This window comes from Mesorhizobium sp. B2-4-19 (genome assembly GCF_006441315.1).
Classification (GTDB): Bacteria; Pseudomonadota; Alphaproteobacteria; order Rhizobiales; family Rhizobiaceae; genus Mesorhizobium.
The window spans coordinates 202,792-225,313 of sequence record NZ_VFUV01000009.1; the positions used below are offsets into that span (position 1 = coordinate 202,792).

General features: G+C 63.7%; 19 protein-coding genes and 2 tRNA genes. 15 read left to right on the forward strand and 6 right to left on the reverse strand.

The features are described from left to right. Positions 1-5: 5 nt before the first annotated feature. The 3 genes from FJ546_RS17705 to FJ546_RS17715 all read right to left on the reverse strand — a co-directional run bounded on the left by FJ546_RS17705 (position 6) and on the right by FJ546_RS17715 (position 3,728). On the reverse strand, positions 6-1,028 hold the full coding sequence (locus tag FJ546_RS17705; protein WP_140890502.1) for an aldose epimerase family protein: 1,023 nt from the start codon (positions 1,026-1,028) through the stop codon (positions 6-8). Positions 1,029-1,118: 90 nt separating this feature from the next. Further along, positions 1,119-2,576, reverse strand: a complete 1,458-nt coding sequence (locus FJ546_RS17710) for an NAD-dependent succinate-semialdehyde dehydrogenase (protein ID WP_095787463.1) — start codon at positions 2,574-2,576, stop codon at positions 1,119-1,121. 201 nt (positions 2,577-2,777) lie between these two features. Then, positions 2,778-3,728: an AEC family transporter gene (locus FJ546_RS17715; RefSeq protein ID WP_140890503.1), complete on the reverse strand. Its 951-nt coding sequence runs from the start codon at positions 3,726-3,728 to the stop codon at positions 2,778-2,780. Between the two features lie 316 nt (positions 3,729-4,044). On the opposite strand from FJ546_RS17715, the gene FJ546_RS17720 reads away from it, so the two are divergent. The 10 genes from FJ546_RS17720 to FJ546_RS17765 all read left to right on the forward strand — a co-directional run bounded on the left by FJ546_RS17720 (position 4,045) and on the right by FJ546_RS17765 (position 12,540). Further along, positions 4,045-4,593, forward strand: coding sequence for a histidine phosphatase family protein (locus FJ546_RS17720; protein WP_140890504.1), 549 nt, complete (start codon positions 4,045-4,047; stop codon positions 4,591-4,593). Positions 4,594-4,822: 229 nt separating this feature from the next. Then, positions 4,823-4,898: transfer RNA gene (locus FJ546_RS17725), tRNA-OTHER, on the forward strand. Position 4,899: 1 nt separating this feature from the next. Continuing rightward, positions 4,900-4,967, forward strand: a tRNA-Asn gene (locus tag FJ546_RS17730). A gap of 361 nt (positions 4,968-5,328) precedes the next feature. Beyond that, positions 5,329-6,474, forward strand: a complete 1,146-nt coding sequence (locus FJ546_RS17735; RefSeq protein WP_181167978.1) for a slipin family protein — start codon at positions 5,329-5,331, stop codon at positions 6,472-6,474. A 169-nt stretch (positions 6,475-6,643) separates the two neighbouring features. Continuing rightward, entirely contained in the window at positions 6,644-6,925 is a 282-nt protein-coding gene (locus tag FJ546_RS17740; protein WP_140890505.1) for an acyl carrier protein, read from the forward strand. A gap of 56 nt (positions 6,926-6,981) precedes the next feature. Then, positions 6,982-8,172: a beta-ketoacyl-ACP synthase gene (locus tag FJ546_RS17745; protein ID WP_140890506.1), complete on the forward strand. Its 1,191-nt coding sequence runs from the start codon at positions 6,982-6,984 to the stop codon at positions 8,170-8,172. Between the two features lie 46 nt (positions 8,173-8,218). Beyond that, a complete protein-coding gene (locus tag FJ546_RS17750) occupies positions 8,219-9,490 on the forward strand; it encodes a beta-ketoacyl-ACP synthase (RefSeq protein ID WP_140890507.1) in 1,272 nt (423 codons plus the stop codon). A gap of 36 nt (positions 9,491-9,526) precedes the next feature. Further along, positions 9,527-10,555 carry a zinc-binding dehydrogenase gene (locus FJ546_RS17755; RefSeq protein ID WP_019858646.1) on the forward strand — a complete coding sequence of 343 codons (1,029 nt, stop codon included), beginning with the start codon at positions 9,527-9,529 and terminating at the stop codon, positions 10,553-10,555. 13 nt (positions 10,556-10,568) lie between these two features. Beyond that, positions 10,569-11,555: a lipid A biosynthesis lauroyl acyltransferase gene (locus tag FJ546_RS17760; protein ID WP_181167979.1), complete on the forward strand. Its 987-nt coding sequence runs from the start codon at positions 10,569-10,571 to the stop codon at positions 11,553-11,555. Positions 11,556-11,706: 151 nt separating this feature from the next. Then, complete coding sequence (locus FJ546_RS17765) at positions 11,707-12,540, forward strand: class I SAM-dependent methyltransferase (RefSeq protein WP_246686874.1); 834 nt, start codon at positions 11,707-11,709, stop codon at positions 12,538-12,540. On the opposite strand, the gene FJ546_RS17770 is transcribed toward FJ546_RS17765, so the two are convergent. From FJ546_RS17770 to FJ546_RS17780, 3 genes are all read right to left on the reverse strand, one after another. Continuing rightward, complete coding sequence (locus FJ546_RS17770; protein ID WP_140890510.1) at positions 12,525-13,742, reverse strand: NAD(P)/FAD-dependent oxidoreductase; 1,218 nt, start codon at positions 13,740-13,742, stop codon at positions 12,525-12,527. The two genes, FJ546_RS17765 and FJ546_RS17770, sit on opposite strands and share 16 nt — an antisense overlap. Position 13,743: 1 nt before the next feature. Beyond that, on the reverse strand, positions 13,744-15,009 hold the full coding sequence (locus tag FJ546_RS17775; RefSeq protein ID WP_246686875.1) for an ATP-grasp domain-containing protein: 1,266 nt from the start codon (positions 15,007-15,009) through the stop codon (positions 13,744-13,746). Positions 15,010-15,293: 284 nt separating this feature from the next. Continuing rightward, a complete protein-coding gene (locus FJ546_RS17780; protein ID WP_095772917.1) occupies positions 15,294-15,725 on the reverse strand; it encodes a L,D-transpeptidase in 432 nt (143 codons plus the stop codon). 220 nt (positions 15,726-15,945) lie between these two features. Between FJ546_RS17780 and FJ546_RS17785 the strand changes: the two genes are divergently transcribed. The 5 genes from FJ546_RS17785 (at position 15,946) to FJ546_RS17805 (ending at position 22,510) form a co-directional block, all read left to right on the forward strand. Then, a complete protein-coding gene (locus FJ546_RS17785) occupies positions 15,946-17,223 on the forward strand; it encodes an acetylornithine deacetylase/succinyl-diaminopimelate desuccinylase family protein (protein ID WP_140890512.1) in 1,278 nt (425 codons plus the stop codon). 124 nt (positions 17,224-17,347) lie between these two features. After that, on the forward strand, positions 17,348-18,826 hold the full coding sequence (locus FJ546_RS17790) for an ABC transporter substrate-binding protein (protein WP_140890513.1): 1,479 nt from the start codon (positions 17,348-17,350) through the stop codon (positions 18,824-18,826). 251 nt (positions 18,827-19,077) lie between these two features. Next, positions 19,078-20,025: an ABC transporter permease gene (locus tag FJ546_RS17795; RefSeq protein ID WP_140890514.1), complete on the forward strand. Its 948-nt coding sequence runs from the start codon at positions 19,078-19,080 to the stop codon at positions 20,023-20,025. After that, positions 20,022-20,891: an ABC transporter permease gene (locus tag FJ546_RS17800; protein ID WP_140890515.1), complete on the forward strand. Its 870-nt coding sequence runs from the start codon at positions 20,022-20,024 to the stop codon at positions 20,889-20,891. The genes FJ546_RS17795 and FJ546_RS17800 overlap by 4 nt, the downstream gene beginning before the upstream one ends. Further along, positions 20,888-22,510 carry a dipeptide ABC transporter ATP-binding protein gene (locus FJ546_RS17805; protein WP_140890516.1) on the forward strand — a complete coding sequence of 541 codons (1,623 nt, stop codon included), beginning with the start codon at positions 20,888-20,890 and terminating at the stop codon, positions 22,508-22,510. The genes FJ546_RS17800 and FJ546_RS17805 overlap by 4 nt, the downstream gene beginning before the upstream one ends. Positions 22,511-22,522 lie beyond the last annotated feature (12 nt).

Consider the following 22,522-nt stretch of genomic DNA (forward strand, 5'->3'; position numbering starts at 1 on the left):
GAGACCTATGGAAGGCGGAAACGGTATTCCGTCACGTGGTGATAAATCGCACCCGGCCAGAGCGTTGCCTGCGGGAAATACGGCCGGTTCGGCGCATCCGGCCAGATTTGCGGCTCCAGGCAGAAGGCGGAAAAGGCCTTGTAGTCGCGGCCTTCCAGCCCCTTGCGCGGCGTCACATACTGACCGGTGTAGAGCTGAACGCCTGGCTCCGTGGTCCAGACCTCCATCTCGACGCCGGAGCTCGCCCCTTGCGTCCATGCCGCTTGCCGCAGCGGCCCGCGCGCCGAGGCGAGGCAGAAATTCTGGTCGTAGGGGAGCTGCTCGCCCTCGGTCTCCATGCGCAGCGGCCGCGCCTGGCGGAAATCGAAGGGCGTGCCGTCCACCGGCTTGACCACGCCGGTCGGGATCATGTCGCTGTCGACCGGCAGATAGGCACCGGCGTTCAGCATCATCCTGTGGTCGAGAATGTCACCGGCGCCGCCATCATCCAGGTTGAAATAGGAGTGCTGGGTGAGATTGCACAGCGTCGGCTCCTCGCAGGTCGCCGTCAGCTCGACGCTGAGCGTGCCGGGGATCTTCAGCCGGTAGGTGCAGGTGACGTCGAGCGCACCGGGAAATCCCATCGCGCCGTCGGGATCGTGCAGCGTCAGCGTGACGAAGTCCCGGCCGTGCAGCGAAACCGCCCACGGCCGATGCGAATAGCCCTGCGAGCCGCCATGCAGCGTATGCTTGCCGAGGAAATTTTGCTCGGTCTGGTAGCGGTTGCCACCGATGGTGAAGCGGCCGTCGCGGATGCGGTTGGCGTAGCGGCCGACCACCGCGCCGAAGAAGGCGTTGTCGGCTTCGTAGGCTTCCAGCGTGCTGTAGCCGAGCACCAGCGGCGCATCATGGCCGGTCAGCCGCAAATCCTGGATGATGGCGCCGAGCCCGATGATGTTGGCGGTGAGGCCGCCGCCCCTGATGGTGAAGCGGCGTACCGGCTCACCCGCCTGCGTCGTGCCGAAAACCTCGCCGTCCCTCATCGCCATGCCCGCAAACGTCAGTTGATCCAAAGGATTTCGGCTGGTTTTCTCGACCCAGGGCGGCGGGCCAGGCCCGCCGACTTCAGGGACAAGGTATCAGAGGCCGAGGCCGCCGATACAGACATATTTGGTATCGAGGTAATCCTCGATGCCCTGATGTCCGCCTTCCTTGCCGAGGCCCGATTCCTTGACGCCGCCGAACGGCGCCTCCGGCGTGGTGATGAGGCCTTCATTGACGCCGACCATGCCGTATTTCAGCCCCTCCATGACGCGGAAGGCGCGGCCGAGATCGCCGGTGTAGAAATAGCAGGCAAGGCCGAATTCGGTGTCGTTGGCGAGCGCTATTGCTTCCGCTTCGGTCTCGAACTTGAACACCGGAGCGACCGGCCCAAAAATCTCTTCCTTCATGAAGCGCATCTTGGGCGTCGCGTTGGCGATCACCGTCGGCTGGAAGAACGAACCGCCGAGCGCATGACGCTTGCCGCCGGCGACAATCTTGCCGCCCTTCGAGGTCGCGTCTGCGATCAGTTCCTCGACCTTCTCGACCGCCTTCTCGTCGATCAGCGGTCCCTGCTGCACGCCTTCCTCGAGGCCGGAACCGACCTTCAGCCCGTTGCTGGCTGCGGCCAGCTTCTCGACGAACTTGTCATAGACGCCGGCCTGAACGAGGAAGCGGTTGGTGCAGACGCAGGTCTGGCCGGAATTGCGGTATTTGGCGGTGATCGCGCCGGCGACGGCACGGTCGATATCGGCGTCGTCGAAGACGATGAACGGCGCGTTGCCGCCAAGCTCCATCGACACCTTCTTCACGGTGACCGACGACTTCTGGATGAGGAGCTTGCCGACTTCGGTCGATCCGGTGAAAGTGATCTTCGACACCAGCGGATTGGCACAGATCTCGTCGCCGATCTCGCTGGCCGAACCGGTCAGGATGTTGACGACGCCCTTGGGGAAGCCGACTTCCTCGGCAAGCGCGCCCCAGGCAAGACCCGAATAAGGCGTCTGCGAGGCCGGCTTGACGACGGCGGTGCAGCCGGCGGCGAGCGCGGGACCGAGCTTGCGGGCCAGCATCGAGGACGGGAAATTCCACGGTGTGATGGCGGCGATGACGCCGACCGGTTCCTTGGTCACCAGGATGCGACGGTCCGCCCATGGCGAAGGCACGACGTCGCCATAGGTGCGGCGGCCTTCCTCGGCGAACCACAGAATGTAGGCCGCGGCCGAACCGATCTCGCCCTTCGATTCGAACAGTGACTTGCCCTGCTCGATGGTCAAGAGCTCGGCCAGCACGTCCTGATTGTCCATCATCGCGTCATGCAGCTTGCGCAAGAGCTTCGAACGCTCGAGCGCGGTCGTCTTGCGCCAGGTCTTGAAGGCGGCGTCCGCGGCCTCGATGGCGCGGCGGGTCTCGGCCTTGCCTGATTTCGGCACGGTGCCGATCTTGAGGCCGGTGGCGGGGTTGTTGACGTCGACCGTCTGGCCACTATCGGCCTGTACCCATTCGCCATTGATGAGATTGGCCTGCCGCATGAAATGGCTGGTTTTCTGAAGCATGGTCTATCCTCCGTTCGGCGCACTGACGGGCCGGTCTGTGAAATCTTCGGTGAGCGTGCGCCATGATTTGAAGCCGGCACGCCGGAGCCACTGCTCTTTACCTAGGGCAAGGCCCGCAAGCAATCGCAAGATGGCATATAGGGGTTGGGCCAGCCCGGGACGAGAGCAAGCTTTGCCGCCTCGCCTGGATTTGCGCATCGCCTAGCCAAAGACATGCACGACAATCGTCAGCCAGAAAGCCGTTGTGACGGCGGCGCAGGCGGTGGCGATGGTCATCTGGTTCGATGCAAGCGCCTGGCCGGTGTTGAACTGCACGGCGATCAGGTAGGAGTTGATGCCGGACGGCAGCGCCGCTACCACGACCGCCACCTTGGCGGTCATCGGCGGCAGGCCAAGCAGCCAGACGAAGGCAAGAACCAGCGCCGGCATCAGGAACAGTTTCAGCGCCGAAAGCGCCAGTGCCGGCCGCACATTGCCGGAAACGCCGAAGCGGCGCAGGCTGAGCCCCATGGCAAACAGCGCCACCGGCCCTGCCGTGTGCGCCAGCGCATCGACCAGCCGCATGACGAGGCCAGGCAGCGGCACATCGCTCAGCCGCCACGCCAGGCCGAGCAGAATGCCGATGATCAGCGGGTTGATGAACAGCCGCCGCAGGAAGCTGCGCAGCACCCGCAGCGGATGCACATGTTCGACACCGCCGCGGCCGAACATCTCGAACAGCACGATCGAGGCCATCATCATGACCGGCAGATGCACGGAGACCAGCAGCGACAGCACTTCGAAGCCGCTCGGGCCGAATATGCCGAGGATGAAGGGAGCGCCGAGCAGCACGACATTGGAATAGGCCGACGATACGCCCCCGACGACGCCCGCGCGCGCGTCGCGCCCGAAGATCCGGGTGGTGACGAGATGGCCGGCAGCCCAGGTGATTGCTGCCGCTGTGAAATAGGCTCCCCACAACGGCCACGGAGCGACGCCGTGGAAATCAGCGTTCACCATGGTCTGGAACAGAAGCAGCGGCATTGCCACCGAGACCGCGAAATCCGATATCCCCTCGCCGCTCGCCGGTCTGAGATAGCCGGTCAACCCGGCGAGATAGCCGAGCGCCACGAGGCTGAAGACGAAAAGCACGGTTTCTGTAAGCGGTGACATTTTTCAGGGATAGGCGAGCCATGCGCACGGCGCAATCGCGCCCGAATTTGATCATGGTATGCTGCCAACGCTATAGGGGGGTTGGAGTATCAGGGCGGACACGAACGGCAAATGAACTTTGTCGAAACCTCAGGACGCAATCTCCGGCTACACCATTCCCATCCCGCTTACCGACCAGAAGATCGATCTGGTGAAAAAGCAAATCGCCAAAAAGTGAGGCTGGGACATCTGCGACGCCCGCTTGTCTTTGTGCCGGCGTTCCGATCCCTATATGCGAATGGCCGGAACCCGATGTCGGGCCCCTGGAAGGACTGCGATGATCCGATTTGCCCTGGCCCTGTTGCTGCTCGCCGTTCCCGTCGCGGCCCATGCCACGGATGCCGGCTGGGCGCTGCTGCGCGATGGCGGCCATGTGGTGCTGCTGCGCCATGCCATGGTCACCGGCACCACCGATCCGGCCAATTTCGACATCGACAGCTGTGCCACCCAGATCAATCTGTCGGCGCGCGGCAAGCAGCAGGCAAGCAAGATCGGCGCCTTGTTTGCCGCTCGCGCCGCGCCGATCGAACGCGTGCTGTCCAGCCGTTACTGCCGCTGTCTCGACACCGCGCGTATCGCCTTCGAGGCCGAGCCGAAACTGTTTGCGCCGCTTGATCTCCTGAAGGGCGACGATGCGCAGAAGGCAGCACAGATCGCCGCCATCATGAAGGAAATCCGCGCCTATTCCGGCTCCGACAATCTGGTCATGGTCACCCATCTGGAAGACATCGTGGCGCTGACCGGTGTTTCCCCGCGCGAGGGCGAGGCCCTGGTCGTCGAGCCGCAGGGCGACGGTCTGCGCGTGCTCGGCCGCGTCACCTTCTGAGGCCACTGCGTTCCATCCCGGGCGCGGCAGAACATGTTGCCGAAATACCACAGCCGAAAGAAGCCGCGAATTGGCCGTGACAATGCCGCTTGCGACAACCCGTCGCAGGCCTTATAGCCGCGCTCCCGGTCACGAGAACCGAAGTGAGCACAACGGTTGGAGCTTTCGTCTCCGCCCGTGCAGGCGGCTTTGCCGCGCTGTATACGGCGCCGCTTTGGGGGTTGGGATCGCGGATGTAGCTCAGTCTGGGAGAGCGCCGGATTTGGATCCGGAGGTCGCAGGTTCGAATCCTGCTGTCTGCACCACGGATAGCTCAGTTTGGTTAGAGCATCAGATTGTTAATCTGACTGTCGAAGGTTCGATTCCTTCTCCAACGGCCTGATAAGCCGACACCTTTGGGTGGTGTTATCCAAAAACGGTCCGGGGACCGGGAATGCTGAAGACCTGACGGACGGCCGAAGCCTTCGGCCAGGGCCGTATCGAAAGGTCCGACGCCATCGGTTCGCGGCCAGGTCCGCGGTGACGATCAAGGCGCAGTGTCGCCGGCAAGGGAGGCTTCGACCTCCGGCGCCCGCTTCGCTGCCCCACGATCCGCTCCCGAAGGCCCGCCACGGATCGATGCCACCGGTCTCCGGATCATTCGTGCCCGGAAGACGATGTGAAACGAGAAACGAAGGGAAGATCGACGCATGAGTTGACGCCTCGCATGGGGCCATGCCCGACAGGAGTAAGACAATGACTGTTCTCGATAAGGTTCTTGGACGCGAGCGCGTCCTCGTAAGGGAAAACGAACGTGCCCTCACCCTCTACAAGGGTGAGATCAAGGCCGTCCTGATGCCGGGCGAGCACTGGCTCGCCAACCGGCGCGGGAGCCTGGACGTGTCACGGTACGATCTGAAGAACCCGGAATTCGTTTCGGCATACGAGAAGGCGTTGTTCGACAAGCTCCCGGATGTGGCCGCGCGTCATTTCACCGTCGCTCGCACCGGGCGCACGGATGTCGCCATCATTGAGCGTGACGGAAACCTGCATGCCGTTCTGGCGCCGGACCGCAAGCTGGTTCTGTGGACCGATGCCGGGCCGTGGACGGTGACGACGGTCGACACTTCGGCTGATCTGGCCATCGATCCGGCGGTCATGCGCCGGCTCGGCCAGGCCCGGAAGGCGGAGCTGATGTCCGTCCATCCGGTCGTCGACGGCCAGGCCGGCCTGCTGTTCGTGGACGGTGTCCTGGTCCGGACGCTTGCCGCGGGCGTGCACGGTTTCTGGAATGTCGGACGCCTGGTGCAGGTGAAGGTCGTCGACCTCAAGCGCCAGTCGCTCGACGTCGCTGGGCAGGAAGTGCTGACCAAGGATCGCGTGACGATCCGCGTCAACATCGCCGCCGAATACCGGGTCGTCGACCCGGTCAAGGCGGTGAGCGCCGTGAAGGACTTCTCCGAGGCCCTTTATCGCGCCCTGCAATACGCCTTCCGCAAGACGCTGGGCGCGCTGACGCTCGACCAGATTCTTGAAAAGAAGGTGACGGTCGACGAGGAAGCCGTGGCCAAGGTCCGTGCCGACATGGCCGAGATCGGCGTCGAGGTCAGCGATATCGCGCTCAAGGATGTGATCCTGCCGGGCGAGATGCGCGAGATCCTCAACCAGGTGGTTTCGGCCGAAAAGCAGGCCGAGGCCAACATCATCCGCCGCCGCGAGGAGACAAACGCAACGCGTTCCCTGCTCAACACGGCCAGGGTGATGGCGGAGAACCCGGTGATGCTGCGGCTGAAGGAACTCGAGGCTCTGGAAACCATCGCCGGCAAGGTCGAGCGGTTGACCGTCCACAACGGAACGGGCGGGCTGCTGAACGATCTGGTCAAGCTCCGTGACAACGACTAACCTGACGTAATGGGAAGGGCCGCCGGGTTGACGGCGGCCCTTCTTGCGTTTCTTGGGCACGCTTCCCATCTGCGCCCGGACTATCAGGCCTTTTCCTGCCGGGAAAAACCGATTAGACAGCGCCCAAACAGGATGCGGACAGATTCCGCCCGCAAAGAAGGAAAAGCCCTTGTCCACCACGTTCGACAAAGTCGCCAAGATCATTGCCGACACCAGCGAGATCGATATCGACACCATCACGCCCGAGAGCCATACGATCGACGATCTCGGCATCGACAGCCTCGATTTCCTCGACATCGTCTTTGCCATCGACAAGGAATTCGGCATCAAGGTGCCGTTGGAAAAGTGGACCCAGGAAGTCAATGACGGCAAGGCTTCGACCGACGACTACTTCGTCATGAAGAACCTGTGCGCCAAGATCGACGCGCTCGTCGCAGTCAAGACCGCCTGACGTCAGTTGAGCGCGCGACCTTGACGCGCTTTGCCGCCTGACCCACAAAGCCGCCCATGAGTAGCCCCCGCGACGTCGTCATCACTGGTATCGGCCTTGTCTCCTCGCTGGGAGAAGGCCCTGACGCCCACTGGCAGAAGCTCGCGCAACCGGGCCTGCAGCCGGTGCTCGAAACCGCGCGCTTCGCGCCCTATACCGTTCATCCGCTGCCGGAGATCGACTGGAACCTGCAGATCGCCAAGCGCGGCGACCAGCGGCAGATGGAGACATGGCAACGGCTCGGCACCTATGCCGCCGGCCTGGCGCTCGACGATGCCGGCATCAAGGGCAATGACGAGCTTTGCACGACCATGGACATGGTGGTGGCCGCCGGCGGCGGCGAGCGCGACGAGGCGGTCGACTCCGCCATCCTCGCCGCTTCGGAAAGCCGCAACGACCGCGATGTGCTGCTCAACGAGAAGCTGACCACCGAACTGCGGCCGACCTTGTTCCTGGCCCAGCTTTCCAACCTGCTCGCCGGCAACATCTCCATCGTCCACAAGGTGACGGGCTCCTCGCGCACCTTCATGGGCGAGGAAGGGGCCGGCGTTTCCGCCGTCGAGACGGCCGCGGCGCGGATCCGCTCGGGCCAGTCGACGCATGTGCTGGTCGGCGGCGCCTTCCAGACCGAACATTCCGATATGCTGCTCGGCTACGAGCTTGCCGGCTATCTGCATCGCGGGCCCTGGAAGCCTGTCTGGCAAAGGCAGGGTGCCGAGGGTGGCGGCGTGGTCTCCGGCTCCGGCGGCGCCTTCCTGGTGCTGGAACAGCGCGAACACGCAATGAGCCGTGAGCGCAAGATCTATGCCGAGCTCGGTCCGGTCGTCTCCGGCCGGGCGAGGCGGTCGCGCGGAGAACTCGACGCCGAAATCGCCGGACTGCTCAGCCAGGCGGCGCTGCCGAACGGCAGGCTGCTCGCCATGTCGGGCGCGTCCGGCGCGCATGCCGCAACCACTGCCGAGAAAACAGCGCTCGATGCCGTCGAGGCAATCGCCGCGCGCGGCTTCTCGACGCTGACCGGGCATATGAAGGAAGCGCAGTTTCCGTTCGCCGTGGCGCTGGCGGCACTCGCCGTCGACCGCAAGGCCGCCTATCCCGTCTTTGATGCCGCGGCCGAGAAGCCGTTCGAAGGCATTCCCGCAAGCGTCCTTGCAACGGCGGTCGGCTATCACCAATTCGAGGGCATGGCGCTGGTCAAATCAGCGTAAGGCGGGCACTCGCCATGCTGCAGAGATAAACCGCTCGAGGGCTCCGATGACCAATTTCAGAGATCACATGGGCAGGCCGATCGTCGCCGTCACCGGTATCGGCGTGGTGACTTCGCTCGGCGTCGGCAAGGCCGACAATTGGGCGGCGCTGACCTCGGGCAAGTCGGGCATCCACCCGATCACCCGCTTTCCGGTCGACCACCTCAACACCCGCATTTCCGGCATGGTCGACTTCCTGGACTCAAGCTCGAAGGGCGCCAGCCCTCTCACCTACGAGCTGGCCGAGACCGCCGCGCATGAAGCCGTGGCCGAATCCGGCCTTGATTCCAGCGATTTCGGTGGGCCTCTCTTCCTCGCCTCGCCGCCGGTCGAACTCGACTGGCACGAACGCTTCTCGCTCTACAATTCCGACAAACAGGACGCCGGCGCCGAAAGGCTGCTGCGGGTGGCGCGCGGACTGAAGGAACTCGAGATCTTCGAGACCACCCAGTTCGGCTCGATCGCCGACCGGCTCGCCGACCGGTTCGGCACGCGCGGCCTGCCGATCACGCTGTCGACCGCCTGCGCCTCGGGCGCCACAGCCATCCAGCTCGGCGTCGAGGCGATTCGCCGCGGCGAATGCGACCGGGCGCTGTCGATCGGCGCGGACGGCTCGGCGACCGCCGAGGCGCTGATCCGTTTCTCGCTGCTGTCGGCGCTGTCGACCCACAACGACATTCCCGAAAAGGCTTCCAAGCCGTTCTCCAAGGACCGCGACGGCTTCGTGCTGGCAGAGGGCTCCGGCGCGCTGGTGCTGGAATCGCTGGAAGCAGCCCTGGCCCGTGGCGCGACCGTGCTCGGCATCCTGCGCGGCTGCGGCGAAAAGGCCGACGATTTCCACCGCACCCGCTCCAAGCCTGACGGTTCGCCGGCAATCGCGGCGGTTCGCGCCGCGCTTGCGGATGCGGGCCTCAGCAAGGACGAGATCGACTACGTCAACGCCCATGGCACCTCGACGCCGGAAAACGACAAGATGGAGCACCTGTCGCTGTCGACCGTGTTCGGCGAGCGCATCGGCTCGATGCCGGTGTCGTCGAACAAGTCGATGATCGGCCACACACTGTCCGCGGCGGGCGCCGTCGAGGCGGCGTTCTCGCTGATGACGATGCGCGAAAGCGTCATTCCGCCGACCATCAACTACGACAATCCCGACCCGGCGATCGTGCTCGACGTGGTGCCGAACAAGAAGCGCAATGCCGAGGTTCGCAGCGTTCTGTCGAACTCCTTCGGCTTCGGCGGCCAGAACACTTGCCTTGTCATGGCGCGGGAACCGGTCTAAGCGACCTTTTTCAGCCCCACTGAACCGACAGGCCCAATGCGCGCATTGCAACTTATCGAGGACCGCCGTCTTGAAACGGTGGACCTGCCGCCTCCCCCGCCACCCGCGCTTGGCGAAGTCACGCTGCGCATCAAGGCGGTGGCGCTGAACCACATCGACGTCTGGGGCTGGCGCGGCATGGCCTTCGCCAAGCGCAAGCTGCCGTTGGTTGTCGGCGCCGAAGCCTCCGGCGAGGTCGAGGCGGTTGGTCCCGGCGTGTCCAGCCTGCTGCCCGGACAATTGGTGTCGATCTACGGCGCACGCACCTGCGGCCTTTGCCGCGCCTGTCGCGAAGGCCGCGACAATCTCTGTGAACATGTTTCCGGTGTCCACGGCTTCCATCTCGACGGTTTTGCCCAGGAGAAGATCAACCTGCCGGCGCGCCTGCTGGTCCCCGCCCCGCCCGGCGTGAGCGACATCGGCGCCGCGGTGGCCCCCGTCACCTTCGGCACGGTCGAGCACATGCTGTTCGACAATGCGAGATTGCAGCCCGGCGAAACCATCCTCGTCCATGCAGGCGGCTCCGGCATCGGTTCGGCGGCGATCCAGCTGGCGAAGCGGATGGGCTGCACCATCATCACCACGGTCGGTTCCAACGACAAGATCGACAAGGCCAAGGCGCTCGGCGCCGACCACGTCATCAACTACCGCGAAGACCGCTTCGAAGGCGTCGTGCGCAAGCTGACCAAGAAGAAGGGCGTCGATGTCGTATTCGAACATGTCGGCGCCGACACCTTTGCCGGCTCGATGCTGTGCCTGAAGCGCGGCGGCCGCCTGGTGACCTGCGGCTCTACATCAGGCGTGTCGACGCAGATCAACCTGATGCAGCTCTTCCAGCAGCAATTGAAGCTGCTCGGCTCCTTCGGCTGCCGCATGGAGAACATGGCCAACGCCATGCAGAAAATGGCGGCGGGACAGGTCGCGCCGGTCATCGACACCGAAGTCGGCTTCGACGATATCGACGCAGCGCTGAAGCGCATGGAAGGCCGCGACGTCTTCGGCAAGATCATCCTGCGCGTCGCCTGAGGCCTTGACTTCGGTGCTCAAGAAGTTCCGCCGCGATCTCAGATTTCGCTACGGCAGGCAACTGCGCCAGCTGAACTACTGGCTGGTTGCACGTGCGGCGATGATCATCATTTCGGTGCTGCGCCTGCTGCCGGTCGACAGCGCGCTGAATTTCGCCGACCGTGTCGCCCGCTTCATTGGTCCCAGGGTCGGACGCCACCAGGTCGCCATCGACAATCTGCGCAAGGCCTATCCGGAAATGACCGAGGACGAAATCCAGGCCATCGCCTCCGATATGTGGGGCAACATGGCCCGCCTTGCCGCCGAATACATCTTCCTCGACGCCCTGTTCGACTATGACCCGGCCGCCAGCAAGCCCGGCCGCGTCGAGGTCAAGGGAATAGAACACTTCGTCGAGATCGCCGCGGAGAAGCAACCGCACATCGTCTTCACCGGCCATCTCGGCAATTTCGAGCTGCTGCCGGTGGCGGCGGCGACCTTCGGCATGAACATCACGGCGCTGTTTCGTCCGCCCAACAACCCCTACCTTGCCGACTACATCCTTTCGACGCGGCGCTCGACCATGGGGGCGCTGCTGCCATCGATGGCCGGCGCCTCCTTCGCATTGGCCGGAGTGCTGGAAAACGGCGGCAATATCGGCGTCCTTGTCGACCAGAAATTCTCGAACGGCCTGGACACGACCTTCTTCGGCCGCCCCTGCCAGAGCAACCGTGTGCTCGGCACGCTTGCCCGTCACTATGATTGCGACGTCTATCCGGCGCGTTGCATCAGATTGCCAGGCAACCGCTTCCGCCTCGAAATCGAGGACAGACTGGTCCTGCCGCGCACCGCCGATGGCAGCGTCGACGTCCACGCCACCACCCAGATGCTGAACGACGTGGTCGAGCGCTGGGTGCGCGAGGATCCCGGCCAGTGGATGTGGTTCCACAAAAGGTGGGAGATCAGCAACTGGCGGCGTAAAAAGCAGGCGCAGGCAAAGGCGCCGGCCGCGAACGGCTGACCATCTCCCCTGAAGTGTCTGGCGCCAGCCATTTCTGGTACCGATGGGCCTGGGATCCAGACATTCGTAACATTGCTGGTCAGGGAATCTTAAACGACCAGGGCGCACATACTCCACCGAGATGTTCATCGACTGGGATGGAGCCCGTGGCATGACGAATATCGAAATGCCGCGCCTGGATCGGGATGGCCTCGAAGATCGTTCCTTCGGCCGTCTTGGCCGGGCATGGTCCCATCTCCGCCAGCATGGCCTGCTGGAGCCGCTAAGGCTCATCCGCCGGCATGGGCTCGGCGCAAGTCTTGGCTTTGTCCAGCGCAACATCAGGCATATGCTCGCCGACCGTCTCGCCCGGAAATGGGATCGCCGGCACGGCGTCGATACGGCCGGCTCGATCCAGCTCGGCGCCCTCAATGTCGTCGGGCCGCACCGCGCCATGGGCAATGAAGCCGTCTGCACGTCGCCCAGAACCTTCGACTTCATCATGAAGTCGCTGCCCCGCGATCTCCACGACCATACATTCATCGACATCGGCTCCGGAAAGTCGCGAACGCTGCTGCTGGCCTCGCAATATCCGTTCGCCGAGATCATCGGCGTGGAGTTCGCACGCGAACTGGTGGACATAGCCCGGAGCAACATCGAGCGTTTCCGCGACCCGTCGCAGCAATGCCTGACGCTCAGCGTCGTCGAGGCCGATGCGGCGGCGTATGATTTCCCCGAAGCGCGGCTGGTGGTCTATTTCTACAATCCCTTCTCACGGGAAGTCTTCGATATCGTCCTGAAGAATCTCGTATCGTCGCTCGAACGCCACCCGCGGGATTGCTTCATCGTCTATGGCAGCTCGAGCCACCGCGCCATCGATTGGGCAAGGCCGGCCATCCGCGAGACCGGTATGTTCCGGGAATTGTCCGTGCCGGCGATGCCTGGCTTCCTCGATGCGGTCCGCACCATCGACTATGCGGTCTTCCGGCTTCAGGCAGCAGCGTAACGTCTGTCTTTCGCTCTCTGAATGACCCGCGCGACGGTGCGCGCGGCAAACGGCGTGCCGGCGGTGAACCGCATCAGCGGGCCAAAGCTGCCGACCGCGCTCGCGCCGACGAAATGCAGGCCTGGGATGCTGGATTCGAACCCCGCGGAAAGCAGCGGCAACCCTTCCCGGCGCGCAATCGCGGCAAACATGTCGGGCGCGAACAGACCGAGCTTGGCGATATCGATCCGGTAGCCCGTGCCGAGCAGAACGTGATCGAAGGTGGCGGCATCCTTCTCGAACCGCAGTTCGATGCCATTGTCCTTGGCGGATGCGCTGATGATCCTGCTGCCGGCCCTGATCTCTATCCCGTCGAAATCCGGCTTCAGCCAGCCCGTCGCACCGGCGCCGAGGCTGCGCTTGTTGAGCCCTGCCCGGGCTGGCTCCGGGAACCGGTGCACGAGGCCTGGGACCTCGACCAGCCAGGAAATCGGAAACGGACCGACCCTGGACGGCGATGCGAGCCGCTCCGACAGGAAGTCGCGCAGGCTCCAGCTCTGCTTTCCCGACAGCGCCCGATAGCCCAGCCAATGGATGTCGCCATGGCAGATGAGCTCGACTTCGGCCCCGTTTCGTTTGAGCAGAACGGCGGATTCGCAGGCGCTTTGCCCACGCCCGATGACGGCGACGCGCTTGCCGCTGAAGGCCTCATAGCCAGTATGGTCACTGGCATGGCTGACAAGTTCTTTTGGGATGCCCTTGAAGACAGCCGGGATCAGTTGCTGGTTCATCAGGCCGGTGGCAACGACGACGCGGCGCGCCTTCAAGGCATCGCCATCGGCCAGTGCCAGACGAAATCCGCCATTCGCCTTCTCGACGCGGTCCACCTTGCGGGTATCCAGATCCGGAACCGTCAGGGCCTGGATCCACAATCCATAGTCGACGAAGTTTTCGAGCAGCAGCGGTTCGCGTGGCGAGATTCCAAGGACCTTGGCATAGGAATCGAGCGACAGCGGACCTTTGGTGTGGCCGATATAGGTCGCGTGCCAGGGCGAGCGCAGCCTCATGCCTCTCGGCATATGGTCGCGCCAGAAGGACATCGCGCCACCGAGGGGAAGTGTATCGACGCCCGCTTGCTTGAGGGCGGAAGCCACGGCCAGCCCAAAAGGACCAGCGCCGATCACGGCCACCTCGCAGTCGACCCTGGGCGTGAAAACGGTCATATCAGCGGTCTCGCCTGTCTGGTTCTGCAGCCGTGGAACTCACTCCGTCACGCCGCCGTCCTAAACATTTCCCGGTTAAGATTGCGGAAAGTATCCGTCGCGTCAGCACTCTCCAGGCCGTCAACGGCACGTCGATCAGGCCCGGCATCGGGTCATTCGCCTGGAATGTCGCCCATGCGCGTACTTTGGCGAATGAACTGAAATAGGCGCGTTTTGCCAACCGGCCGCTCGAGATCAACCGGCCGGCCGCCACAATATCCCGGACCAGATACATCCACGACGTGTTGGGCCGCGCTGAAGCTGTCTTTGCCGGCTGGCCCGATTTGATCGCCCAAAGCATGGCGCCGAGATCGACGCCAGCGGCAGCACCCAGCCCAAACCATGTCCAGGGCCGTGGATTGACGTCGAGCACCTTCATCGAGCCATCGCGCGCATCGCGCTTGAATTCGACCTCCACCAGCCCGTGATGCGCGATCGATCCAAGCAACCGGCGCGCGGCGTCGATCAATTGCGGTTCGTCGACCACCTCCACGAAGGTGCTGGTGTAGCCGAAATCGACCGGATATTGCCGTGTACGGCGGGCGGTGAACTCCGCCACCGGCGCGCCCTCATTCCAAAGCGCAGCGTAGGAGAACTGGCCCTCGCCTCCGCCCGGTATCATCTCCTGAACCACGACATTGTCGCTGCCGATCTCTTCAGCAGCCCAGCCATAGGCTGCCAAAAACGATGCTCTGTCATTGGCGAGAACGGCCTTGGCGCGCGCAAAACGGCTGCGCCCGCCCATATTCGGCTTCAGGATCACGGGAAAGCGAAGTTCGGCTGCCTCTGCCTGCTCGAGCGAGCTGATCGCATAGGTCAGCGGAACGGCAAGCCCCAGTTCGCCCGCCCGGCGATACAGCAGCGGCTTTTCACAGACCCACTTCAGTTGCTCCCAAGGCGGCAGCACCACGTCGAACGCGGCGGACAACCGGTCGATCGATTGCGATACGAAGCGAACTTCTGGATCGCCGCCGGCGATCAGCAGAAAACCGCCCAGCCCATGAACCTTGGCCAGATCGAGCAGGAAGGCGACGGCACCACCATCGTCGGGGCCGGGCCACGTCATTGTCCGCCGGGCATATCGCGAAAAGCTGGGCAACGGCGTATCGTTGCTCACCAGCCAGACAGGCACTTTCCGAGCGCCGAAGCTTCTGGCCAGCGCCAGCGTCCCGTGCGCCCCGCCAAGAATGAGCACCCCGGCGGGCCGGCTGGGAAGACGATCGTCCATCTGTGACTGGGGATGCATCTGTCAATTCCAGCAAACGGCACGCAATGGCAGGTTTCCCGGCGAACCGATTGATCAGCCGGCAATATTTAAGCTAATCCTAATAACTCAAACCGCCCGATACTGCCGATTGTCCTCGGTCAGACACTGGCATGGAAAGCACACCGCTTACCCCTCGGCAATAGCCGTCCGGATCGGAACAGGCAAAACCTTGGCCGACTGTTGTTGCCGTCAGTAGAATGTCTCGCGCCGGGCTTCGGCCCGGCAACGAGAATTCGCGCGTGCCGCTAGTTCGTCACGACAATGCGCGTGTTGCCGAAGCCCACTTCCCGCACCATGGCATAGAACGTCGCGGCATTGGCCGTGTGCAGCCGCACGCAGCCATGCGAGGCCGGACGGCCGAGTTGCCTGACGGCGCCCGTCCCATGGATGGCATAGCCGCCATGGAAGAACACCGAATAAGGCATCGGCGACATTTCGTATTTGCGCGAATACCACATCCGCGCGGTCCGCTGCGGCCGATACGTGCCACGCGGCGTGAAATAGCCCGGACGGGCAGTCGACACGACCCACCGATAGACCTCCGACCCGTACCGTACCGTCATCGTCTGCGACGACACGTCGATATTGGCTTCCAACATCGCCGCGTAACTTGCGGACGGTGTACCAAACAGCGCGGTTGCCAACATCGCCGCTGCTACGAGAAAGAACTTCCTCATGCGATCAAACCCCTTTGATTGCCCCTTGCCTTCTTGCCATCACGTTGTTTTTCACCTTTTTAATGGCAGTGAACAACTAGCACACACTCCTTGATCAATTCGCCAATCCAAAGCAGCGAATTTGAACGATTTCCCGCGATAGTTGCCGCAACGACACGCCGCACCGGCTTGATTGCCGGCGGGCTTGCAATGCAACGTCGTTCGTTGCTCAACTCCCCTGATGAACGAGCGACTCCTTCAAGCAATCGATGACAGGCGCGACGATGTCGTCGCGCTGACCGCTGACCTGATCCGTTTCCCGACCATCAATCCGCCTGGCGAAGCCTACCGGCCATGCGCCGAATTTGTCGGCGCGCGGCTGAGGAAGCGTGGTTTTGAAATCGAATTCATCCGCGCCGAAGGCACGCCCGGCGACACCGATCGCTACCCGCGCGTCAATGTCGTGGCCCGCTTCGACGGCCGGTCGCCGGGCGCCTGCGTCCACTTCAACTCGCATATCGACGTGGTCGAGGCCGGCGACGGCTGGACCGTCGATCCCTTTGCCGGCATCGTCAGGGACGGCAGGGTCTATGGACGCGGCGCCTGCGACATGAAGGGCGGCCTGGCCGCGTCGATCATCGCCGCCGAAGCCTTCATGGACGTCTATCCCGACTTTCCCGGCGCCATAGAGATATCCGGCACCGTCGACGAAGAGTCCGGCGGCTTTGGCGGTGTCGCCCACCTGGCCAGGCTCGGCTATTTCTCGAGACCCAGGGTCGACCACGTGATCATTCCCGAACCGTTGAACAAGGACCGCATCTGCCTTGGCCATCGCGGCGTCTGGTGGGCCGAGATCGAGACCAAGGGCGAGATCGCGCATGGCTCGATGCCGTTTCTCGGCGACAATGCGGTGCGCCATATGGGCGCCGTGCTACAAGCTTTCGAGGACGAACTGTTCCCGGCTCTCGACCGCAAGATGACGCGCATGCCGGTCGTCCCCGAGGGCGCCAGGCGCTCGACCATGAACATTAATTCCATCCATGGCGGCCAGACGGAGGATTTCCGGCCTGGCCTACCCTCGCCCAACGTGCCCGATTCCTGCAGGCTGACCATCGATCGCCGCTTCCTGCTCGAGGAAGACCTCGCCACGGTCAAAGGCGAAGTGACCGGCATTCTGGAACGGCTGAAGCGTGAGCGCAAAAAATTCGATTACGAGCTCCGCGACCTGATGGAAGTGCTGCCGCTGATGACCGAGCGCGACGCGCCGGTGGTCAAAGCGGTGGCGCAAGGCATTCATGCGATCTTCGACCGCGAGCCCGACTACGTCATTTCGCCCGGCACCTACGACCAGAAGCACATTGCCCGCATCGGCCACATCTACGACTGCATCGCCTATGGGCCCGGCATTCTCGACCTCGCCCACCGGCCGGACGAGTGGGTCGGCATAAAGGACATGGTGGAATCGGCCAAGGTGATGGCGATCGGCCTCAACGTGCTGCTGCGCGGCACAACCGGATGATCGGCCCGCGGCGCAAAAACATTTCTCCAGGCGCGGCGCGGCAGCACGAAACGCAATTTACTCCCGTGCGAAATCACGCTTCTATCCCCAGGCTTGAGCATTTGAGCACATGGGGAGTTCAGCGATGAAACTTTGGAAGACCCTTCTGGCCGCTGCCGTGCTGGCGGTCGCAACCGCCACTTCGGCGTTTGCCGCCCGGACCGATCTCGTCATCGGCATTCCGCTTGAACCCCCGCATCTCGACCCGACGGCGGGAGCGGCCGCGGCAATCAGGGAGGTCACCTACGCCAATGTGTTCGAGGGCCTGACCCGGATCGGCCCCAATGGCGAAGTCTTGCCGGATCTCGCCGAAAGCTGGACCATTTCCGATGACGGCAAGGTCTATACCTTCAAGCTGCACGCCGGCGTGAAATTTCACGACGGCGCCGATTTCAGCGCCGACGACGTGAAGTTCTCGCTCGACCGTGCCCGCGCGGAAAACTCCGTCAACGCGCAAAAGCAGCTCTTTGCCGCCATCGACAAGGTCGACGTGGTCGACCCCGCCACCGTGAAGGTGACGCTGACCCACCCGCAAGGCTCGTTCCTCTACAATATGGGCTGGGGCGACGCGGTGATGGTGTCGCCGAAATCCGCCGACACCAACAAGGAAAAGCCTGTTGGTACCGGCCCCTTCAAGTTCGAGAGTTGGGCCAAGGGCTCATCGATCACGCTGCTGAAATCAGATCACTACTGGGGCGCCCCTGTCTTCCTCGAAAAGGTCGAGTTCCGCATCGTTCCCGATGCCGCGGCGGCGGTGCCGGCGCTGCTTTCCGGCGACATACAGGCTTTCCCCTTCTTCGATCCCGACAGCGTCTCCCAGGTCAAGGATGATCCGCGCTTCAAGGTGGTGGTCGGCGCGACCGAAGGCGAGACCATCCTGTCGATCAACAACAAACAGCCGCCCTTCGACAAGCTGCAGGTCAGGCAAGCGATCTCCTACGCGCTCGACCGCAAGGCGATCATCGACGGCGCCTCGGCCGGGCTCGGCCTGCCGATCGGCTCGCATATGTCGCCGGCTAACAAATACTATGTTGACCTCACCGGCCGCTATCCGCACGACGTGGCCAAGGCCAAGGAACTGCTGAAGGAAGCAGGACTGGAGAACGGCTTCAAGGCTACGTTGAAGTTGCCGCCGCCGTCCTATGCGCGGCTCGGCGGCGAGATCATCGCCTCGGAACTCCGCGACGTCGGCATCAACCTCGAGATCATCCCTGTCGAGTGGGCGCAGTGGCTGGACCAGGTGTTCACCAAGAAGGATTACGACCTGACCATCGTCTCCCATACCGAGCCGAACGACATCGATATCTACGCCCGCAAGGACTACTACTTCAATTACGACAACCCTGCCTTCAAGAAGGTGATCGCAGATCTGGAACTGACCTCCGACGAGGCCAAACGCAAGGAATTGTATGCCCAGGCGCAGAAGATCCTGGCCGACGATGCCGTGGTCGGTTTCCTCTACGAATTGCCCAAGGTCGGAGTCTGGGATGCCAAGCTGCAAGGGTTGTGGGAAAGCGCACCGATACCTGCCAACGACCTGACCAAGGTGAAGTGGAGCGAGTGAGGTTCGTTTCGTCATCCTAGGGCGGAGCAGGCGCGCAGCGACTGTGCAGACCCGGGATCCATTCCGAGGCTTACGAGCGCCCTCGCGGTGCAGAATCTGGGAGACGTTGCAGTGGAAACAGTGAGGCGCGAGGCTGGTTCTGGACCGTCGCGCTGTTCGACCTCTGTCACGGAATCGATCCTGGGGTCTACGCGATGGAGCTTCGCTCCTGCTTCGCCCCAGGATGACGATACATCTGTCGTCCCGTGTCCATGACCGCCTACCTCCTCAAGCGCCTCGCCATCTCGCTTGCCACGCTGGTGCTGGCCTCCATCGTGGTGTTCGCCGTGCTGGAAATCCTGCCGGGCGACCCGGCGCGGCTGATGCTGGGCATGAATGCCAGCGCCGATCAGGTCGAGCTCTTGCGCAACCAGATGGGCCTGAATGCGCCCTTCCTCTTGCGCTACCTGCACTGGGCCGGCGGCCTGCTCAGCCTCGATTTCGGCCGCTCCTACACTTATTCGGTGCCGGTCATCGATCTCGTGCGTGAACGGCTTGCCGTGTCGCTGCCGCTGGCGCTGATCGCCCTTGCACTCTCCACGATCATCGCCATTCCGGTCGGCCTGTTTTCCGCCAGCCGGCGCGGCCGGGCCGGCGACACGATTTCAATGGGCGCGGCACAGCTTGGCGTTGCCGTGCCCAATTTCTGGTTCGCGCTGATGCTGATCTATGTCTTCGCCGTCTGGCTGCGGCTGGTGCCGGCCGGCGGCTTTCCCGGCTGGAGCGCCGGCATATGGCCCGCACTGAAATCGCTGCTGCTGCCGGCGGTGGCGCTTGCCTTGCCGCAGGCGGCGATCCTGGCGCGCGTCACCCGCTCGGCGCTGATCGAGGTGCTGAACGAGGACTATATCCGCACCGCCCGCGCCAAGGGCCTGCCCTACCGCACCGTGCTGTGGCGGCATGCGCTGCGCAACGCCATGATCCCGGTCCTGACCATTCTTGGCCTGCAATTCGCCTTCCTGCTCGCCGGCACCATCATCATCGAGAATGTTTTTTATCTGCCAGGCCTCGGCCGGCTGGTGTTCCAGGCGATCACCCAGCGCGACCTGATCGTCGTCGAAAGCGTCGTCATGCTGCTGGTCGCCGCCGTCATTGCCGTCAACCTCATTGTCGACCTTTCCTACGCGGTCGTCGATCCCCGCCTGAGAAGCCGGCAATGACCCTGCACATCGACATCCCCGAGGAGACGCTCAGCGGCATCCTGGCCAAGGCGTTCCGGAACACGGCTTTTGTCACCGGCTTCGTCATCACCGTGCTCATCCTGGCGATGGCGACCCTCTCCTATGCCTGGACGCCTTACGATGTGACGAAGCTGATCATAGCCGACAAGACGCAAGGCCCCTCGCTGGCACACTGGTTCGGCACCGACCATTTCGGCCGCGACATCTTGTCGATGATCATGGTTGGCGCCCGCAATTCGATCGCCGTGGCGCTGGTCGCCGTCGGCATCGGCATGGGCGTCGGCGTGCCGCTAGGCGCTTTTGCAGCCGCGCGCGGCGGCCTCGTCGACGAGGCGCTGATGCGCGTCAACGATCTCGTGTTCGCCTTCCCCGCGCTGCTGTCGGCCATCATGATAACAGCCATCTTCGGGCCGGGCGCCGTCAACGCCATCATCGCCATCGGCATCTTCAACATCCCGGTCTTTGCCCGCGTCGCCCGCGCCGGAGCGCTGGCGATCTGGCCGCGCGAGTTCATCCTGGCCGCGCGCGCCGCGGGAAAAAGCAGCACACAGATATCGATCGAACATGTGCTGCCCAACATCGCCACGCTGCTCCTGGTGCAAGGCACCATCCAGTTCGCGCTTGGCATCCTGGCCGAAGCCGGGCTTTCCTATCTCGGTCTCGGCGCGCAGCCGCCAATGCCGAGTTGGGGCCGCATGCTGTTCGACGCCCAGACGCGCATGGTGGTGGCGCCGTGGATGGCGATCTTCCCCGGCATGGCGATCGTCATCACCGTGCTCGGCCTGAATCTCCTGGGCGACGGCATCGCCGACATTCTCGACCCGAAATCGCGGCGGCAGCGATGAGCCTGCTGGAAATCGACAGTCTGTCGCTGACCATCGGCGACACGCAGATCCTGACAGACATGGAACTCTCCGTCGCTCCCGGGGAGGTGATGGGGCTGGTCGGCGAATCCGGCTCCGGCAAATCGATGACGGCGCTGACGGTGATGCGGCTTCTGCCGCATGCGGCGCGCGCCACCGGGCGCGTCACCTTCGACGGCATCGACATCCTCGCGGCAACCGAGGACCAGATGTGCGCGCTGCGCGGCGACGACATCGGCATGGTGTTTCAGGAGCCGATGACAGCCCTCAATCCAGTGAAGACCATCGGCGAACAGGTCGCCGAAGGCATACGCTGGCACACCAAGGTTACCCGCGCGGCGGCTGAAGAGCGGGCGCGAAAAATGCTCGACCGCGTTGGCCTGCCGCGAGCGAAATTCCCGCTGTCGCGCTATCCGCACGAACTCTCCGGTGGCCAGCGCCAGCGCGTCGTCATCGCCATCGCCTGCGCGCTGAAGCCGAAGCTCTTGATTGCCGACGAGCCGACGACGGCGCTCGACGTGGTGCTGCAGGCGCAGATCCTCGACCTCCTGCGCGACCTTGTCGCGGAGAGCCGCATGGGTCTGCTCCTGATCTCGCACGACCTCGCCGTGGTGACCGAGATGGCCGATCGCATCACCATCCTGCGCCGCGGCGAGGTGATGGAGGCGGGCGACACGGCGCGCACGCTGTCCGAACAGCTCCACCCCTACACACGCCAGCTGGCGCAGGCCTCGATGCATGTGCCGGCACGCGCCAGAACGCACGATACAAGTCAGGGCAAGCCCCTGATCCAGGTCGAAGGCGTGACCCGCGATTATTCCGGGCGGCGCACCTCCCTGCTCAAGCGGGCAGCCCCTATCCGCGCCGTCGACGATGTCTCGCTGTCGATGCAGCCGGGCCAGTCGGTGGCGCTGGTCGGCCGCTCCGGCTGCGGCAAGTCAACACTCGCGCGCATGATCCTGGCATTGGATCGGCCGAGTTCGGGCACGATCCGGTTTCGCGGCGAGACCATCACCGGCAAGAGCGAAGCCGAATTGAAGCCCGCCCGGCGCGACATGCAGGTTGTCTTCCAGGACCCATACGGCTCCTTCGATCCGCGCCAGAAGGTCGAGAAACTGGTTGCCGAGCCGCTGCACGTGCTGGAGAAAAAACCGACGCGCGCCGAGCGCCGCGAGATCGTTGCACATGCGCTGCACGAGGTCGGCCTCGACCAGCGCGACATGGATAAATACCCGCACGAATTTTCCGGCGGCCAGCGCCAGCGCCTGTCGATCGCCCGCGCCATCATCACCCGCCCCAAGCTGATCGTCGCCGACGAGCCGGTCTCGGCGCTCGATGTCTCGATCCGCGCACAAATCCTCGATCTGTTCGCCGAACTCAACCAGAAGCTCGGCATCGCCTATCTCTTCATCACCCACGACCTGACTGTCGCCCGCGCCATCACGGACGAGGTGCTGGTCATGCACGACGGCAAGATCGTCGAGCGCGGCAAGACGAGCGAGGTGCTCGATCATCCGCAATCAGACGCGGCACAGGCGCTCGTCGCTGCCGCGCCGGACCTGCATCGGGCGATCGCCCGGAAGATGCAGGAGCAGGGGTGAGCGCGTGAACGA

What these genes read in the sequence shown, in the direction of transcription:
- FJ546_RS17705 (WP_140890502.1), bottom strand. Translation starts at nt 1,028, where the DNA reads ATGGCGATGAGGGACGGCGAGGTTTTCGGCACGACGCAGGCGGGTGAG.
- FJ546_RS17710 (WP_095787463.1), bottom strand. Translation starts at nt 2,576, where the DNA reads ATGCTTCAGAAAACCAGCCATTTCATGCGGCAGGCCAATCTCATCAAT.
- FJ546_RS17715 (WP_140890503.1), bottom strand. Translation starts at nt 3,728, where the DNA reads ATGTCACCGCTTACAGAAACCGTGCTTTTCGTCTTCAGCCTCGTGGCG.
- FJ546_RS17720 (WP_140890504.1), top strand. Translation starts at nt 4,045, where the DNA reads ATGATCCGATTTGCCCTGGCCCTGTTGCTGCTCGCCGTTCCCGTCGCG.
- FJ546_RS17735 (WP_181167978.1), top strand. Translation starts at nt 5,329, where the DNA reads ATGACTGTTCTCGATAAGGTTCTTGGACGCGAGCGCGTCCTCGTAAGG.
- FJ546_RS17745 (WP_140890506.1), top strand. Translation starts at nt 6,982, where the DNA reads ATGAGTAGCCCCCGCGACGTCGTCATCACTGGTATCGGCCTTGTCTCC.
- FJ546_RS17750 (WP_140890507.1), top strand. Translation starts at nt 8,219, where the DNA reads ATGACCAATTTCAGAGATCACATGGGCAGGCCGATCGTCGCCGTCACC.
- FJ546_RS17755 (WP_019858646.1), top strand. Translation starts at nt 9,527, where the DNA reads ATGCGCGCATTGCAACTTATCGAGGACCGCCGTCTTGAAACGGTGGAC.
- FJ546_RS17765 (WP_246686874.1), top strand. Translation starts at nt 11,707, where the DNA reads ATGACGAATATCGAAATGCCGCGCCTGGATCGGGATGGCCTCGAAGAT.
- FJ546_RS17770 (WP_140890510.1), bottom strand. Translation starts at nt 13,742, where the DNA reads ATGACCGTTTTCACGCCCAGGGTCGACTGCGAGGTGGCCGTGATCGGC.
- FJ546_RS17775 (WP_246686875.1), bottom strand. Translation starts at nt 15,009, where the DNA reads ATGGACGATCGTCTTCCCAGCCGGCCCGCCGGGGTGCTCATTCTTGGC.
- FJ546_RS17780 (WP_095772917.1), bottom strand. Translation starts at nt 15,725, where the DNA reads ATGAGGAAGTTCTTTCTCGTAGCAGCGGCGATGTTGGCAACCGCGCTG.
- FJ546_RS17785 (WP_140890512.1), top strand. Translation starts at nt 15,946, where the DNA reads ATGAACGAGCGACTCCTTCAAGCAATCGATGACAGGCGCGACGATGTC.
- FJ546_RS17790 (WP_140890513.1), top strand. Translation starts at nt 17,348, where the DNA reads ATGAAACTTTGGAAGACCCTTCTGGCCGCTGCCGTGCTGGCGGTCGCA.
- FJ546_RS17795 (WP_140890514.1), top strand. Translation starts at nt 19,078, where the DNA reads ATGACCGCCTACCTCCTCAAGCGCCTCGCCATCTCGCTTGCCACGCTG.
- FJ546_RS17800 (WP_140890515.1), top strand. Translation starts at nt 20,022, where the DNA reads ATGACCCTGCACATCGACATCCCCGAGGAGACGCTCAGCGGCATCCTG.
- FJ546_RS17805 (WP_140890516.1), top strand. Translation starts at nt 20,888, where the DNA reads ATGAGCCTGCTGGAAATCGACAGTCTGTCGCTGACCATCGGCGACACG.